This window comes from Phocaeicola sartorii JCM 17136 = DSM 21941, assembly GCF_054653615.1.
Map to the genome: position 1 here is coordinate 3,374,582 of NZ_BAAIFW010000005.1, position 15,954 is coordinate 3,390,535.

At 42.3% G+C, this 15,954-nt stretch carries 20 protein-coding genes and 2 tRNA genes; 15 read left to right on the top strand and 7 right to left on the bottom strand.

Going from position 1 to position 15,954, the window contains the following annotated elements; genetic code table 11:
- From ACYQ0C_RS14370 to ACYQ0C_RS14385, 4 genes are read left to right on the top strand one after another with little or no spacing between them, the layout of a single operon-like run.
- On the top strand, positions 1 to 549 hold the full coding sequence (locus ACYQ0C_RS14370; protein ID WP_016275905.1) for a DUF6452 family protein: 549 nt from the start codon (positions 1 to 3) through the stop codon (positions 547 to 549).
- The gene (locus ACYQ0C_RS14375) at positions 497 to 1,198 is read left to right on the top strand and encodes a DUF6048 family protein (RefSeq protein WP_025077091.1); all 702 of its coding nucleotides are present in this window, start codon (positions 497 to 499) and stop codon (positions 1,196 to 1,198) included. The genes ACYQ0C_RS14370 and ACYQ0C_RS14375 overlap by 53 nt, the downstream gene beginning before the upstream one ends.
- A 3-nt stretch (positions 1,199 to 1,201) precedes the next feature.
- Positions 1,202 to 1,774 (top strand): manganese efflux pump MntP, encoded by a 573-nt coding sequence (locus ACYQ0C_RS14380; RefSeq protein ID WP_025017317.1) that lies wholly within the window; start codon positions 1,202 to 1,204, stop codon positions 1,772 to 1,774.
- Between the two features lie 13 nt (positions 1,775 to 1,787).
- Positions 1,788 to 2,804: an FAD:protein FMN transferase gene (locus tag ACYQ0C_RS14385; protein ID WP_016275902.1), complete on the top strand. Its 1,017-nt coding sequence runs from the start codon at positions 1,788 to 1,790 to the stop codon at positions 2,802 to 2,804.
- Positions 2,805 to 2,945: 141 nt separating this feature from the next.
- Here the strand turns inward: ACYQ0C_RS14385 and ACYQ0C_RS14390 are convergent, their stop codons facing one another.
- Positions 2,946 to 3,548: a MarC family protein gene (locus tag ACYQ0C_RS14390; protein WP_016275901.1), complete on the bottom strand. Its 603-nt coding sequence runs from the start codon at positions 3,546 to 3,548 to the stop codon at positions 2,946 to 2,948.
- A 186-nt stretch (positions 3,549 to 3,734) separates the two neighbouring features.
- Between ACYQ0C_RS14390 and ACYQ0C_RS14395 the strand changes: the two genes are divergently transcribed.
- The 6 genes from ACYQ0C_RS14395 (at position 3,735) to ACYQ0C_RS14420 (ending at position 9,776) form a co-directional block, all read left to right on the top strand.
- On the top strand, positions 3,735 to 4,412 hold the full coding sequence (locus tag ACYQ0C_RS14395; protein ID WP_016275900.1) for a Crp/Fnr family transcriptional regulator: 678 nt from the start codon (positions 3,735 to 3,737) through the stop codon (positions 4,410 to 4,412).
- A gap of 157 nt (positions 4,413 to 4,569) precedes the next feature.
- Positions 4,570 to 6,612 carry a M3 family metallopeptidase gene (locus tag ACYQ0C_RS14400; RefSeq protein ID WP_016275899.1) on the top strand — a complete coding sequence of 681 codons (2,043 nt, stop codon included), beginning with the start codon at positions 4,570 to 4,572 and terminating at the stop codon, positions 6,610 to 6,612.
- Positions 6,613 to 6,625: 13 nt separating this feature from the next.
- Positions 6,626 to 7,120 carry a DUF4847 family protein gene (locus ACYQ0C_RS14405; protein ID WP_016275898.1) on the top strand — a complete coding sequence of 165 codons (495 nt, stop codon included), beginning with the start codon at positions 6,626 to 6,628 and terminating at the stop codon, positions 7,118 to 7,120.
- A 4-nt stretch (positions 7,121 to 7,124) separates the two neighbouring features.
- Positions 7,125 to 7,559, top strand: a complete 435-nt coding sequence (locus ACYQ0C_RS14410) for a deoxycytidylate deaminase (RefSeq protein WP_005844718.1) — start codon at positions 7,125 to 7,127, stop codon at positions 7,557 to 7,559.
- Positions 7,560 to 7,573: 14 nt separating this feature from the next.
- A complete protein-coding gene (locus tag ACYQ0C_RS14415; RefSeq protein WP_016275897.1) occupies positions 7,574 to 9,322 on the top strand; it encodes a S41 family peptidase in 1,749 nt (582 codons plus the stop codon).
- Positions 9,225 to 9,776 (top strand): 5-formyltetrahydrofolate cyclo-ligase, encoded by a 552-nt coding sequence (locus ACYQ0C_RS14420; RefSeq protein WP_185097516.1) that lies wholly within the window; start codon positions 9,225 to 9,227, stop codon positions 9,774 to 9,776. The genes ACYQ0C_RS14415 and ACYQ0C_RS14420 overlap by 98 nt, the downstream gene beginning before the upstream one ends.
- A gap of 157 nt (positions 9,777 to 9,933) precedes the next feature.
- On the opposite strand, the gene ACYQ0C_RS14425 is transcribed toward ACYQ0C_RS14420, so the two are convergent.
- Both ACYQ0C_RS14425 and recF read right to left on the bottom strand, forming a co-directional pair.
- Positions 9,934 to 10,224 carry a DciA family protein gene (locus tag ACYQ0C_RS14425; RefSeq protein WP_016275895.1) on the bottom strand — a complete coding sequence of 97 codons (291 nt, stop codon included), beginning with the start codon at positions 10,222 to 10,224 and terminating at the stop codon, positions 9,934 to 9,936.
- Positions 10,221 to 11,336, bottom strand: coding sequence for a DNA replication/repair protein RecF (recF, locus tag ACYQ0C_RS14430; protein ID WP_016275894.1), 1,116 nt, complete (start codon positions 11,334 to 11,336; stop codon positions 10,221 to 10,223). Before recF ends, ACYQ0C_RS14425 begins: the two co-directional genes overlap by 4 nt.
- Before the next feature lie 152 nt (positions 11,337 to 11,488).
- On the opposite strand from recF, the gene ACYQ0C_RS14435 reads away from it, so the two are divergent.
- From ACYQ0C_RS14435 to ACYQ0C_RS14455, 5 genes are all read left to right on the top strand, one after another.
- Positions 11,489 to 12,166 (top strand): tetratricopeptide repeat protein, encoded by a 678-nt coding sequence (locus ACYQ0C_RS14435; RefSeq protein ID WP_016275893.1) that lies wholly within the window; start codon positions 11,489 to 11,491, stop codon positions 12,164 to 12,166.
- Between the two features lie 93 nt (positions 12,167 to 12,259).
- The gene (ribH, locus tag ACYQ0C_RS14440) at positions 12,260 to 12,766 is read left to right on the top strand and encodes a 6,7-dimethyl-8-ribityllumazine synthase (protein WP_016275892.1); all 507 of its coding nucleotides are present in this window, start codon (positions 12,260 to 12,262) and stop codon (positions 12,764 to 12,766) included.
- Positions 12,767 to 12,877: 111 nt separating this feature from the next.
- Positions 12,878 to 12,960 (top strand) — tRNA-Tyr (locus ACYQ0C_RS14445).
- Between the two features lie 8 nt (positions 12,961 to 12,968).
- Positions 12,969 to 13,041, top strand: a tRNA-Gly gene (locus ACYQ0C_RS14450).
- 123 nt (positions 13,042 to 13,164) lie between these two features.
- The gene (locus ACYQ0C_RS14455) at positions 13,165 to 13,869 is read left to right on the top strand and encodes a pirin family protein (RefSeq protein ID WP_016275891.1); all 705 of its coding nucleotides are present in this window, start codon (positions 13,165 to 13,167) and stop codon (positions 13,867 to 13,869) included.
- 149 nt (positions 13,870 to 14,018) lie between these two features.
- Here ACYQ0C_RS14455 and ACYQ0C_RS14460 read toward each other — a convergent pair whose 3' ends face one another.
- From ACYQ0C_RS14460 to secG, 4 genes are all read right to left on the bottom strand, one after another.
- Positions 14,019 to 14,270, bottom strand: coding sequence for a hypothetical protein (locus tag ACYQ0C_RS14460; RefSeq protein ID WP_016275890.1), 252 nt, complete (start codon positions 14,268 to 14,270; stop codon positions 14,019 to 14,021).
- Positions 14,271 to 14,312: 42 nt separating this feature from the next.
- Positions 14,313 to 14,507, bottom strand: coding sequence for a hypothetical protein (locus ACYQ0C_RS14465; protein WP_025017313.1), 195 nt, complete (start codon positions 14,505 to 14,507; stop codon positions 14,313 to 14,315).
- 158 nt (positions 14,508 to 14,665) lie between these two features.
- Positions 14,666 to 15,424: an exodeoxyribonuclease III gene (locus ACYQ0C_RS14470; protein ID WP_016275888.1), complete on the bottom strand. Its 759-nt coding sequence runs from the start codon at positions 15,422 to 15,424 to the stop codon at positions 14,666 to 14,668.
- A gap of 162 nt (positions 15,425 to 15,586) precedes the next feature.
- The gene (gene secG / locus ACYQ0C_RS14475) at positions 15,587 to 15,952 is read right to left on the bottom strand and encodes a preprotein translocase subunit SecG (protein ID WP_016275887.1); all 366 of its coding nucleotides are present in this window, start codon (positions 15,950 to 15,952) and stop codon (positions 15,587 to 15,589) included.
- Positions 15,953 to 15,954 lie beyond the last annotated feature (2 nt).

Genomic DNA, 15,954 nt, shown 5'->3' on the forward strand with positions numbered 1-15,954 from the left:
ATGAAGAAACTACCAGTCATTATCCTATTGTTCCTGATCGCCGTAAGCGCCTTGACGCAAAGTTGCGGGGAAAGCGACTGTCCGCTGACCACCAACTCCTTTGCCCATTTCGACTTTCTGGACGAAGAGACACATCAGGCCGTGAAATTCACCCCGGCTTTCGATGTCACCGGATTTATCACCACCGATGTGATTGTGCGCGACACGCTGGAAGATGGGACAATCAAGGAAACCATAGTAAAGGACTCATTGATGAATGACACGATATTCAATAAAGCGGAAAGCAGCATGAGCCTGCCTTTGAGTTACACCTCAAAGACCACCTATGTATTGCATTATACGGAAAAGATGCGTGACACCATCATAGTCACCCACCAGAACATCCCTTACTTGCAGAATATAGAATGCGGCACCATGATGTTTTATAAAGTGGAGGACATTCAATACACCACCTATAACTTGAAATCTATCGAGATTGTAAATCCGGACATCAATAATGAAGAAAAAAAGAATTTCAACATATATTACGTTGTTAACGCTACTGAGTAGTATGCTGTTGTACAGCCCCACGCTGGCAGCACAAGAGAAAAAAGCAACAACAGAGGAAGAAAAAGTACCTTTTTATCAAGGAACCACTATCGGTGTGGATATATTTGGCCTGGGAAGCAAGGTTTTCGGAGGTGATATCACCAGTACGGAAATCAGTGTGGAAGTCAATTTGAAAAACCGTTATGTCCCCGTAGCCGAAATAGGATACGGAACCACCGACACTACAGATGACGGTACCAATATACACTATAAAGCATCAGCCCCCTATTTCCGTGTAGGCATGAACTATAATTTCTTTTTCAGAAAACCTTATCTGCCCGGATTCCTGTATGGAGGCATACGCTATGGATTCACCTCTTTTTCATACGATGTAAGCGCTCCGGCCATGAAAGACCCTGCATGGGGATTCCCGGAAATCCCCTTTAGTTATGACGGGGTTAAAACTACAGTAACCTGGGCCGAACTGCTGGCAGGAATAAAGGTGAATGTATACAAGAATTTCTACATGGGCTGGTCACTGCGTTACCGCATACGCATGAACATGAAAAAGACGGAACACACCGAGCCTTGGTACATTCCCGGTTTCGGAAAGAACAACTCGACTAACTTAGGAGTAACATACAGTTTAATATACAAATTACCATTTTAGCTAATGACTACGTTAGAAATATGGCTTCTTGCCATCAGCCTTGCCATGGACTGTTTCACTGTCTCCATAACAAGCGGAATTATCATGCGTCGCATCTGCTGGCGCACTTTTTTTGTCATGGCATTCTTTTTCGGTCTTTTCCAGGCCGTCATGCCCCTTATCGGTTGGTTTGCCGCCAGCCGTTTCAGTCACCTGATAGAAAATTATGACCATTGGATCGCTTTCGGCTTGCTGGCATTCCTGGGAGGACGCATGATTAAAGAGAGCTTCAGCAATGAGGACAAATGTTGTTTCGACCCCACCAGACTAAAAGTGGTTGTCACACTGGCCATAGCAACCAGCATCGATGCGCTGGCCATCGGCATATCATTCGCTTTTGTAGGGATGAACTCTTTCACTTCCATTCTCTCTCCCATTGTCATCATCGGTTTCACCTCTTTTGTCATCTCAACTTTAGGAAGCCTGATCGGTGTATTTTGTGGCAAGCGTTTCAATCTGCGCATGGAATTATGGGGAGGGTTGGTCCTGATTATCATTGGGGTTAAAATCTTAACAGAACATTTGTTTCTTTCTTAATTAAAATACAGGTATGGACAAAAAAAAACGAGTATGGCAATTGCCTTTTCTGGCAATACTGATAATAGGAACAATTATTATTCTAAAAAAACAGGCACCTTTCCGTACGGATGAAGGCTTTGTATTCGGTACTGTGTACAAAATCACCTACCAGTCCGAAGACAACCTGAAAGAAGAAATAGAAAGTGAGCTGAAGAAAGTGGACAACTCCCTCTCTCCTTTCAATCCGAATTCCGTAATCACTCACGTAAACCGCAATGAGAAAACGGAACTGGACAGTTTTTTCGTACATGTATTCCATCTGGCAAAAAAAATATCCGATGAAACCCATGGAGCCTTCGATATCACCGTCGCACCTTTGGTCAATGCCTGGGGATTCGGATTCAAGAAATCGGCAGGAGTGGATTCACTGGTAGTGGACAGTTTGCGCCAAATGACAGGATATCAAAAAATCGGTTTGCAGGACAACCGGATAATTAAAAAAGATCCGCGCATGATGCTGGACTGTAGTGCCATTGCCAAAGGATTCGGAGTAGATGCCGTAGCGATGCTATTGGAACGTAAAGGAATAAAGAACTATATGGTAGATATAGGTGGAGAGGTAGTAGTACGAGGCAAGAACTCCAAGATGAACGCCTGGCGTATCGGCATAAACAAACCGATAGACGATTCTTTGTCAGTAAATCAGGAATTACAGACCGTACTTGCCATTAGCGATGTGGGTATGGCGACATCTGGAAATTATCGCAATTTCTATTACAAAGGCGGAAAGAAATATGCACATACCATAGACCCGCGCACCGGATATCCTGTACAACACAGTATCCTGTCATCCACTGTCATTGCAAAAGATTGCGCCAGCGCCGATGCATACGCCACTGCTTTCATGGTGATGGGACTGGACTCTGCAAAAGCTTTTTGTGAAGCACATCCGGAACTGGACGCCTATTTTATCTGCTCGGGCGAAGGGGATAAATATGAGACTTATGTGACTGACGGAATGAAGAAATTCATCGTCAGCAAGAAATAGATACCCAAGGGAAACCTATCAAACAAAGTTGTACCAGAGCTCACCACAGATTGACACAGATCCGAGGCAAAGCGGCCCGGCCTGCAATCAAACAATCTGTAGTGAGTTTCGACAGCATCATCTGAAAAAAGTGACAACATATCACTGAATCTTCTGAAACTGTTCAATCAACAAAGTCAGATTAGCCGTAAACAAACGAGCCGATATTGCCAGCAAAATGATGCCGAAGAACTTACGAATGACATAAATTCCACCTTTGCCCAAAAAACGTTCAATACGATCCGTCAACTTCAGCACCACATAAACCCAAACCATATTCAATATCAAGGCTATGACAATATTGACAGGAGCATACTCCGAACGCAGGGAAAGCAACGTAGTAAACGCCCCCGCACCTGCCAGCAACGGAAATACCAAAGGAACCAAAGTAGCTTCCTTGATAGGACCTTGATTCTTGAATATTTCGATATCCAGAATCATCTCCAAAGACATGAGAAAAATAACAAACGCGCCCGCCACGGCAAACGAAGCGATATCTACCTGAAATAACTTCAGCATCATATCCCCTGCATAAAAGAAACCCAGCAACAAAGCAAAAGAAATACCGGTTGCCTTATTGGCGTTGACATTTCTCCCCTTCTGCTTAAGATTCAATATAATAGGAATAGATCCGATAATATCAATGACAGCGAAAAGCACGATAAACGCACTTAAAAATTCTTGAAAATCAAATGATCCAAACATAAGCTCCTCCTTTTTTGAACGCAAATATATTTATTTTTTATACAGCCCGCAAGTATTCTGCTTTTAAACATTAGGAGACGGTAAGAAACAATAAAAAAAACAAAAGTTCCCCCACCTATAAATAATAAATCTCGTTTTATCGTTACCTTTGTGTGTTAAACTATAACTTAACGAACATTAGAACTTATGGAAATAACAATGTATGATACACTTTTGCAACTCCCTCTCTTTCAGGGACTATGTAAAAATGACTTCACCAATATCATAGGCAAGGTAAAGTTGCATTTTCGTAAATACAATGCCGACGATATCATTGTGGAGCAAGGGGCACCTTGCACTCAATTAATCTTTCTCCTAAATGGGGAGATGATCTCCCAAGCAACAGATGACCAATATCCATACTCCTTATTTGAAACTTTCGGAAGTCCTTTCGTTATAGAACCCTATTCGTTATTCGGGATGCAAACGAACTATACAGCCACTTACAAGGCACGTACGGATATTAACATAGTGACCATAGACAAGTCATTCGTTCTGAATGAACTGAACAACTACGAAATCTTCCGCCTTAATTACTTAAACATTCTGAGCAACAGGGCACAAGTGGCATACGAAAAATTATGGAACAGCCACATAGGCAATACAGAAGAAAAGATACTGAATTTCCTGTTGCTGCGCTCCATGAAGCCCGAAGGAGAAAAAATCCTTAAGATCAAAATGGAAGATCTGGCAAGTCTGATTGATGAGACACGAATCAATGTGTCAAAAGTGCTGAATGATTTACAGGAACAAGGATTGGTACAGCTCAGCAGAAAAGAAATCTCCATTCCGGCTTTGGAGAAACTGATCGATAAGAATAAATAATCAGCTAAGACCTCATAAAGATGAAAAGCACAGGCATTTCTGCTTGTGCTTTTTTATTTTTAACCTAACTATTTAATATACTTTGTTAAATAAGTAAATAGAATGAGGATAGTGATACTTTTTTTTAGCAAATTTGTAAGTCAAATAAAATAACGCTATGACTGAAAATAAAAATCCATTTTTAAAACCCTATAACACCCCTCATGACACGGCTCCGTTCCATCTTATCAGGATAGAACATTATGAACCCGCCTTGTTGGAAGGAATGAAAGAACAAAATGAGGAAATTGACGCAATTGTCAATAATCCCGAAGCACCGACTTTCCAAAACACCATTGTCGCTCTGGAAAAATCGGGTGCGTTGCTAGACCGCGTAACTACTGTTTTCGGCAATTTGATGAGTGCTGAGACTAGTGACGAGATGCAGGAACTGGCAGAGAAAATGATGCCCTTACTGTCCGAACACAGCAACAACATCAGTCTGAATGAAAAGCTGTTTGCTCGTATAAAAGCCGTATATGAGCAAAAAGACCTGTTGCCACTGAAAGGTGAAGACGCCCGGCTGCTGCAAAAGACATACGACGGTTTTGTGAGAAGCGGTGCCAACCTGACCGGTGAGGCAAAAGAAAAGTTCCGCCAACTGAATACAGAATTAAGCATATTGACTTTACGCTTTTCACAGAATCTGTTGAAAGAAACGAATAACTATGAACTGGCACTGACGGAAAAGCAATTGGAAGGATTGCCCGAAAGCTCGTTGGAAAATTATGCCCAGACAGCAAAGGACAAGGGAAAAGAAGGCAATATCATTACATTGGATGCTCCCAGTTTTGTTCCTTTCATGAAGTATTGCGACGACCGCTCACTGCGTAGAGAAGTCTATATGGCTTATAACACCCAATGTACGCACGAGAACGAATACAACAATGTGGACATCATCAAGCAATTGGTAAACATCCGTATGGAACTGGCCCATTTACTGGGTTTCTCCACCTTTGCCGAGTATAAACTGAAAAAGCGCATGGCCGAAACAAGTGATGCCGTGTACAAACTGCTCAACCAATTGCTGGATGCCTATACCCCTGCCGCCCTAAAAGAAGTGGCAGAAGTTGAAGCATTGGCACACGAAATGGAAGGCGATGATTTCCAGCTGATGCCATGGGACTGGGCTTATTATTCGGAAAAACTGAAAAATAAGAAATTTAATCTGAATGAAGAAGAACTACGCCCTTACTTTGAGCTGAGCCAGGTAGAGAAAGGCGTATTCGGTCTGGCTACCCGCCTGTATGGCATCACATTTAAAGAAAATAAAGAAATTCCGGTCTATCACCCCGATGTAAAAGCTTATGAAGTATTTGACAAAGACGGCAGTTTTCTGGCTGTTCTTTATACAGATTTCCACCCCCGCGCCGGAAAACGTTCGGGCGCATGGATGACCAGCTATAAGGAACAGTGGATAGAAAACGGTGTCAACAGCCGCCCCCACGTATCCGTTACCATGAACTTTACCAAGCCATCGGCAGGGAAACCGGCATTGCTGACTTTCTCGGAAGTAAATACTTTCCTACACGAGTTTGGACACGCCTTGCACGGAATGTTTGCCAATACTACTTATTCAACCATGAGTGGCACCAGCGTATATTGGGATTTTGTGGAACTTCCATCGCAGATTATGGAAAATTTCGCCACTGAAAAAGAATTCCTCAATACATTTGCCAGACATTATCAGACCGGAGAGCCCATTCCTGCCGAACTGATCCAGAAGATTGTAGATGCATCCAATTTTAATGTGGCCTACGCCTGCCTGCGCCAAGTAAGTTTCGGCTTGCTGGACATGGCATGGTACACCCGCCGGGAAACATTCGACGGAGATGTCCGCGCTTATGAAAAGGAAGCATGGAAAAAAGCGCAAGTACTGCCCGGAGTGGAAGACACCTGCATGTCCGTACAGTTCTCACATATCATGGCGGGTGGATATTCTGCCGGATACTACAGTTATAAATGGGCGGAAGTGCTGGATGCGGATGCCTTCTCCTTATTCAAGGAAAAAGGAATCTTCAACCGGGAAGTCGCTGCTTCTTTCCGTGAGAATATTCTCTCGAAAGGAGGAACGGAACCTCCGATGACCCTTTACAAACGCTTCCGTGGACAAGAACCCAGTATCCATGCCTTGCTGAAAAGAAACGGAATAACCAACTAAAAAACCAAACAATATGAAACTAAAATCTATTCTTTATATGCTGATGCTGCTCCCTTTTTTATGGAGTTGCAACAATGAAGACGATGTAGAGGAAATCTTTGCAAGCGGCACATGGCATGTGGTGGATTTCTATGGTAAAGCCAATTGGGACAAACGGAACGGAGAGCCCAAATACAATGCAATGGCACACAATCCTGACAAGACAGTCGCAGCCGAAGGAAGAAAAGCTTTGGACATCATTCATAGTTTCAACATTACTTTCAAAGCGGATGGAACTTTTACAGGCAGCATACAAAATGGAACGATTGAAGGCACATGGCAAGCAGACGGAAAAGACCGGACGGTAAACATAAACTTCACCAAGACTCCATCTTCAACAAGCTATAATAAGGAATTCATAGAAGCATTGAATAATGCAATATTTTATCAAGGGGACAGCAATGTCTTATTGCTGGCTCCCGAAGGAAAAAAAACGTATATTCAATTTGCACATAACAAGCAAGACTGAAATAATGGAAACGAAAGAAGAAAAACAACTCAAACTCGACAAACGATACATCCGCATGGCCAGTATTTGGGCGGAAAATTCATACTGTGAACGCCGTCAGGTAGGAGCGTTGATCGTAAAAGACAAGATGATCATCTCCGACGGATACAATGGGACTCCCGCAGGATTCGAAAACGTATGCGAAGATGACAACGGAGTTACCAAGCCTTACGTACTACACGCCGAAGCGAATGCTATCACCAAAATAGCACGAAGCAACAACAGCAGTGACGGAGCAACCATGTACGTCACCGCATCTCCTTGCATAGAATGTGCCAAACTCATCATCCAAGCAGGAATCAAACGGGTAGTTTACTCAGAAAAATACCGTTTGGAAGATGGGCTTGATTTATTAAAACGCGCAAATATTGAAGTAATCTATATCAATCCCAATGAATAACAGCAAATAAAGATATGAGCAAAAATCGAACATCCCGTTTTATACCGGTAATCGTTGCGATAAGCATCGTAGCCGGAATATTGATTGGAACTTTTTACGCCAACCACTTTTCAGGAAACAAATTAGGTATCATCAATACTTCATCCAACAAACTGAATGCATTGTTGCGTATCATTGACGACCAATATGTGGATACAGTGAACATGGGTGAACTGGTGGAAGATGCTATGCCGCAAATCCTAGGTGAACTGGACCCCCACTCTTCTTATATTCCGGCAAAAGACCTGGAAGCTGTAAATTCTGATTTAAAAGGAAGCTTCAGCGGAATCGGTATCCAGTTTACCATCCAGCAGGATACCATCCATGTAAACAGTGTCATCCAAGGCGGACCATCAGAAAAAGTGGGCCTGATGGCAGGAGACCGCATCATCGAAGTTGATGACAGTGCCTTTGTGGGAAAAATCGTCACCAACTATGAATCCATGAAAAGACTGAAAGGCCCGAAAGGCAGTGCGGTAAAACTGGGCGTTTTCCGCCCGGGAGAAAAAGAGACTTTACACTTCACCATTGTTCGTGGTGACATACCGGTAAAGAGCGTGGATGCAGCCTATATGCTGAATGACAAATTCGGCTACATAAAAGTAAACAAGTTCGGTGAAACGACTTATCCCGAATTATTGATTTCATTGGCCAAACTGAATCAGGAAAACTGCGAAGGGGTAATTATCGACTTACGCGGGAATACCGGCGGATATATGGGTGCGGCAATCCAGATGGTAAATGAGTTCTTACCCAAAAACAGACTCATTGTTTATACACAGGGACGTAAGTCTCCACGCGAGAACTATACATCCAACGGAACCGGAAGCAGCCAGAAAATGCCTATTGTCGTATTGATGGATGAAGGATCGGCTTCTGCCAGCGAAATTTTTGCCGGAGCCATCCAGGACAATGACCGAGGTACAATCATCGGACGCCGCTCTTTCGGAAAAGGACTGGTACAACAGCCTATCGACTTCAGCGACGGTTCTGCCATCCGTCTGACAATCGCCCGTTATTATACCCCGTCAGGACGCTGCATCCAGAAACCGTATGTAAAAGGTAATGACGCAAACTATGAAATGGATATCCTGACCCGTTACGAGCATGGAGAATTTTTCTCACAAGACAGTATCAAACAGGATCAAAGCCAAATCTTTGAAACTTCTTTAGGCCGTCCTGTATATGGCGGTGGGGGGATTATGCCCGATATCTTTGTACCTCAGGATACTACCGGTGTGACTTCCTATTATCGTATGGCCGCCAACCGCGGACTGACCATCCAGTTTGCTTTCCAGTATACGGACAGCCACCGTGGCGAAATGCAAAAATATGAAACCGAAGAAAGCCTGTTGCAATATTTGAAGCATCAGAATATTTTGGAACAATTCGCCCGTTTCGCAGAAAGCAAAGGATTGAAACGTCGCAACATATTGATGTACAAATCACAGAAACTGTTTGAAACCAATTTATACGGGAACATCATTTATAACATGCTGGGCATGGAAGCTTATATAGAATACTTGAACAAGAGCGACAAAACTGTCCTCAAAGCATTGGAAGTATTGGATAAAGGCGAATCATTTCCCAAAGCTCCCGAACAACCCATAGAACCGAAAGTAAGCGATGAAGGAACTAAAAAAGCAACTGCGCAAGCAGATAGCGCAAGAAAAGCGCCGTCACGACATCACCGAATTAATGACGAAGTCCGCTGCTTTGCTTGAGAAACTGGAACAGCATCCCAAGTTTGCATCGGCCCGTACCGTTTTGCTCTATTATTCATTGGGTGATGAAGTACAGACACATGACTTCGTTGAGAAATGGCACCGGCAGAAAACAATTTTACTGCCAGTAGTCAAAGGAGACGAGTTGGAGCTTCGTGTTTATACAGGCAGACAAAGCCTGAAGACCGGTGAGGCTTATCATATAGAGGAACCGACGGGAGAAGCATTTACTGCTTATGAAAAGATAGACCTCGCCATTATACCGGGCGTTTCTTTTGATGCCCAAGGCAACCGGCTGGGAAGAGGAAAAGGATATTATGACAAATTGCTGCCTCTTCTTCATTCCTATAACATAGGTATATGCTATGACTTCCAAGTAAGCGAAAAAATACCTGTCGAACCTTTCGACCGGGTGATGGATGAAGTCTGGACAGAAAATGGAATGCTGAAATAGATTCTATCGTGATAAGAACTGCTCCATAACTTGAAACCTCTTTTTAAGTGCGGATTTTTACGAAAAAGATAAAAGAAAATTCGTAAAATCCGCATTTAAAAGGAAGTAGCACAAGAACCTTCGGAACGACCAAAGGAGCAAATTGAATACCAACAAGTTAACGGAAAATAATATTGACTATCACTTGTGCCCCTACTTGTTTATTCAGATTCTTCACCAATAAATCACGCCCCATCATCAACTCCTGACGAAGCACGGACGAAGTGAGATGCACATAAAGTATCTGATTCTTGATATAAAGATTACTAGTATATTTAGTAATGGCAGGCCCCACCACATCTTTCCACGCCTGTATCAGACGATACTCGTTCAGTGGTGCCTCCAAAGCATTCTGCCGGAAGAACTTCCGGACCATTTCCCCTATTTGTTCCGCATCATTACGTTTCATTCAGCCATTTCCTTTCTTTCCGTCACGCTTCCGTTCTCCACAGCAAAGACTCTGTATTCCCTTTCTATCTTCTTCAATATCTTATCCAGATGATCCCTGTTGGTATCCGTAATGAAAATCTGCCCGAAACTGTCTCCGGCTACCAGTTTTACAATCTGTTCCACACGGAAAGCATCCAGTTTATCAAAAATATCATCCAACAATAACAAAGGAGTGGTGTTGCTGCCTGTTTTCTTCAGAAAATCAAATTGAGCCAATTTCAAGGCGATAAGATAAGTTTTGTTCTGCCCTTGTGAACCCTCCCGCTTTATCGGAAAATCACCCAACTGCATGATCAAGTCATCTTTGTGAACCCCCTTCAGTGAATATCCCATTATACGGTCACGCTGACGGCTCTCCTTGATAATGTCCAGCAATCCCCCACTCAAGGCATGAGATTCATACGCCAAGTCCACCTTCTCTTTATCTTGCGAGATATAAGAATAAAAAGACTGGAAAGTAGGTATAAATTCAGCTATAAACTCACTACGCTTCTCAAAGACAATCTCGCCCGCAGACGCCATCATCTCCTCCCATACCAGCATCAACTCCTCATCAGGCTCCTGTTCCGATTTCAACAAGGCATTACGCTGTGCCAACGCCTTATTATAACGTATCAGCGCGTCCAGATATTCCTTATCATATTGCGATATCACCACATCCATAAAACGGCGGCGCTCTTCGCTACCTCCCGCAATCAACTCCGCATCAGCAGGAGATACCATTACGAGGGGAATAAACCCGATATGATCTGACAACCGGCTATATTCCTTTTTATTCCGCTTGAATTGCTTTTTCTGACGACGCTTCAATCCACAATACACCTCTTCCGGATCACCTTGGTCTGTTTCATAAAAACCCTGAATCACAAAGAACTCCCCTTCATGACGGATATTCTGCGAATCAATGGGATTGGTAGCACTCTTACAAAAAGAAAGATAATAAACCGCATCCAGCAAATTCGTCTTCCCCATGCCGTTTTGTCCGATAAAACAATTCATCTTCGGCGATAATTCCAGTTCTGCCTGCTCCAGGTTTTTATAATTCAATATCGAGATGCGTTTCAGTATCATAGAACTTTTATTTAATTGAGGATACAAAATTAGAGATAAAAACGGGAAAAACTAAAAAAACATGCCTGTAAATTTCATTAATACATAGAAATAAACTACTTTTGCTGACCGAAAAAGCATATCCGAAAAATAATAAAAAAGTAAATATAAAAATGGCAGAACAAAAACACACTCAGGACCCATTGGATATGGAAGAAGCACTGAGTACCTCAGAAGCATTCCTTATCAAGAACAAAGGAAAAATCCTTGGAACTATTGCAGCAGTAGTGATTATCATAGCTGGTTTCATGGGATATAAGCATTTTATTTCTGAGCCCAATGAAATAAAAGCATCAGAGGCTCTATTTAAAGGAGAACAATATTTCGGAGCTGATAACTTTGAAACCGCATTGAATGGTGACAGCATCGGCTACAAAGGTTTCCTGAAAGTAGCAGACGAATTCAGTGGAACAGCTGCCGGCAATCTGGCCAATGCTTATGCAGGTATCTGCTTTGCACAGTTGGGAAAATATGAAGATGCAGTGAAGTATCTGGATAAGTTCAGCGCTAAAGACCAGCTGGTAAGCCCCGCTATTTTGGGAACTATCGGCAACTGCTATGCAGAGATGGGACAATTGGACAAAGCCGCAGGAACTTTGCTGAAAGCAGCCGATAAAGCAGACAGCCAGGCATTGAGTCCTATCTATTTGATTCAGGCAGGTCAGTTGTTCGAGAAACTGGGCAAGAACAGTGAAGCTGTTAAAGCTTACACATTGGTGAAAGAAAAATACTTCAACTCTTACCAGTCAATGGACATCGATAAGTACATCGAGCGTGCATCTATCAAATAAGAAAAAGAATATACCTTAATGATATAAAGAGGTTGTCTGCACCTGTGTACAGATAACCTCTTTCTTTTATTAAACCACTAAAACTAAAAAACAATGGCAACAGCGTATCATAACTTGTCTGACTACGATTTCAATTCAGTACCTAACGCAGAAAATATGCGTTTCGGTATTGTGGTATCCGAATGGAACAACAACATCACCGGCCCCCTATTGGAAGGTGCCGTAACCACCCTGAAGAAACACGGTGCAAAAGATGAAAATATTCTGGTGCAGACAGTACCCGGCAGTTTTGAACTGACTTTCGGTTCCGCACAAATGATAAAAAGTGGAAAAGTAGACGCAGTGATTGCAATAGGTTGCGTAGTTCGTGGCGATACTCCGCACTTTGACTATGTATGTGCCGGTACCACCCAAGGTATCGCCCAACTGAATGCCGAGGGAGAGATTCCTGTAATCTATGGTTTGATCACTACCAACACCATGCAACAAGCAGAAGACCGCGCCGGTGGAAAATTAGGCAATAAAGGAGATGAATGTGCAATAACTGCCATCAAAATGCTCGATTTTAAGCAGAAATTACAGAAAACACAGATTTTATAAAAAAAACTTCCTGCATAATTTGCATATTCAAAAAAAAGCCGTACCTTTGCATCGCAATTGAGAAACAAACCTACTCAATAAGAGAATTGAGATAGAATCTTAAGAGCGAATGGGCAAATACCAGAGTGGCCAAATGGGGCAGACTGTAAATCTGCTGTCTTTCGACTTCGGTGGTTCGAATCCATCTTTGCCCACGAAAATTGCGGAAGTAGCTCAGTTGATAGAGCATTAGCCTTCCAAGCTGAGGGTCGCGGGTTTGAGCCCCGTCTTCCGCTCTACAGAAGAGATGATTAAATCATCTCTTTTTTTTATACAACTACTCCATAAACCAATAAAACTTTTCGGCTTGCCAATTGTTGTATGAATAACAACAATTTTAATAGAAAGGACATTGAGTTATGAAGACTGTCATTGACAAAGCCAACACAAGAGGTTATTTTAATCATGGATGGCTAAAGACCTACCATACATTCAGCTTCGCAGATTATTATAATCCCAGACGTATACACTTCGGTACTTTGCGTGTATTGAATGATGATACTGTGGCTCCCGGAGAAGGTTTCGGCATGCACCCGCATAAAAATATGGAAGTAGTATCCATCCCTTTACAAGGATATTTAAGACACGGAGATAATGTACAAAATGAAAGTACCATCACCCCCGGAGAAATCCAGGTAATGAGTACAGGAACAGGTATCTATCACAGTGAATACAATGCCAGTAAAACGGAAGATCTGAAATTTCTGCAAATCTGGGTGATTCCTAATGTAGAGGAAACCAAACCCGAATACCATAATTATGATATCCGCCCGTTATTGAAACATAACGAACTGACAACTTTCATTTCTCCCTCCGGAAACACACCGGCACATCTGCTACAGGATGCCTGGTTCTCTATGGGCACATTAGATGCCGGACATAGTGTGATATATCGTATGCACAAACCTCGCACAGGTGTTTACATTTTCGTTATAGAAGGAGAGATTAATGTAGCAGGCGAGAATCTTTCACGCCGTGACGGTATCGGTATATGGGACATTGAAAGTGTCACTATCGAAGCCATTTCGGAAACACAGATACTGGCTATTGAAGTAGCTATGTAAACTATATATTTGTGGCGCAATCATCCAAACGGGAGATTTGCGCCACAAATTCCTCTTTACTTCCTTGTCCTAATCCCATTTTTCTACAAATTCTATACACCACACGGTCCACAGAACGGGATTGCACATCTAGCAGGCCAGCTATTTCATCAAACAACGGAAGATTTCAGAAGAGGGCACGAAGATTTTAAAGCTTCTTGACGAAGGCTGTCTGCTTGTGCAGTTCTGCCCAAATGTTTATACAAGGCCGCCAATTCGGTATCATACCTATAACGGGATTCCGCAGTACGGGTGCGTTCCATCGCTTTTAACAGGAATGAAACTGCCGGTTCCCACTCCCGTTGATCTTTCTCTTTCAAAGCTAATTGATAATAAATCTTCTCTTGCGAGGTAAAATCCATCCGGTTGACCAACCGTAAAATGCAATAGTTTCATAGATTCAATCAATTTTTGAAGGTATATACAATAATAAGCGGATTATCATCCTCTGCCATAGAAATAGGAGTTTCCTTCTGAATGGCCGGACGTAAATCCACCTTCCATACACCTGTTTTTTGTAATGAACCGGATTGACATGTAACCAGAATCAATAGAATAATGATTATACCTAACCCCATCTGTGCTTTGCTTTTCATCATAGTTTATTTTTTTCAAAGCAAAGATAGACAAGAACCAATAATTTACAGAAGGAAAACTGAAGGAATTTTGCGACAACACAAATCTCTGATTATCTTTTAATTACAGACAACCAGAGATCATTATTGCGACAAAAGCAAAAGCTTTTTCAGCGTGTTTCTCAGAGTTCTATTGTTAATTCTACCGGACAATGATCCGAACCGAAGATATCCGTATGGATATGTGCACCTTTCAACTTATTCCTCAGTGAATCGGAAGTGAGGAAATAATCAATACGCCAGCCTGCATTCTTTTCACGAGCCTTGAAACGATAAGACCACCATGAATAGATTCCTTCCTGTTCCGGATAAAAATAGCGGAACGTATCCGTAAAACCGGAGTCGAGCAAAGTGGTGAACTTGGTACGTTCCTCATCAGTGAAACCTGCATTTTTACGGTTTGTCTTAGGATTCTTCAAGTCTATTTCCTTATGTGCCACGTTCAGGTCACCACACACAATGACCGGTTTCTTTTCTTCCAGTTTTTTCAGATAGGCACGGAAATCATCTTCCCACTTCATTCTATAATCCAACCGTCGCAATTCGTCCTGCGAATTGGGAGTATATACCGTAATCAAATAAAACGATTCCAGCTCAAGAGTGATCACCCGTCCTTCGTGGTCGTGCTCTTCTATGCCTAAGCCGTATGTCACAGATAACGGTTTGACTTTCGAAAAGATGGCTGTACCTGAATATCCCTTCTTCTCAGCATAATTCCAATAAGAGTAATATCCTTCAAACTTCACATCCAGTTGCCCTTCCTGCATCTTTGTTTCCTGCAAGCAGAAGAAATCGGCGTCCAAGCGATTGAAAGCATCGGTAAAACCTTTATCGTAACAGGCCCGCAGGCCGTTTACATTCCATGATATGAATTTCAACATGATTCTTTTGTTATTTGTAGATTAAAAAAACATTCCGGAACAAAAGTAAGCACAAAAGCATACTTATCAAAACAAAAAAACTTAAAACAAAAAAGCGTCCCCTTTCCGTAAACGGAACAGGACGCTTATCCTTATGAATTAAGGAATAAATTTTCTCTATAATTACTGTGCCGAATCACCTGGAGCAGGAGTTTCTGTTGCAGCATCATTTGTTTGCGGAGCAGCAAAACCTGAAGGTGCATTCAGCGGATTAGTAGCCCCTTCTTTCACTGCTTCTTCCATAATTACAGAAGATTCAGTATGGGCTGCAGGAACAAAATAAGCTGTAAGCACACTACATGCTACCATAAAAGCAGCTAATCCCCATGTTAATTTCTCAATAAAATCTGTAGTCTTGCGAACCCCCATAATTTGATTTGAAGAAGCAAAACTAGAAGCCAGACCACCACCTTTTGAGTTCTGAATCAGTACGACAAAGCACATCAAAAGAGCTGCAAGCACAATTAATCCAATAAGTAATAAATACATTT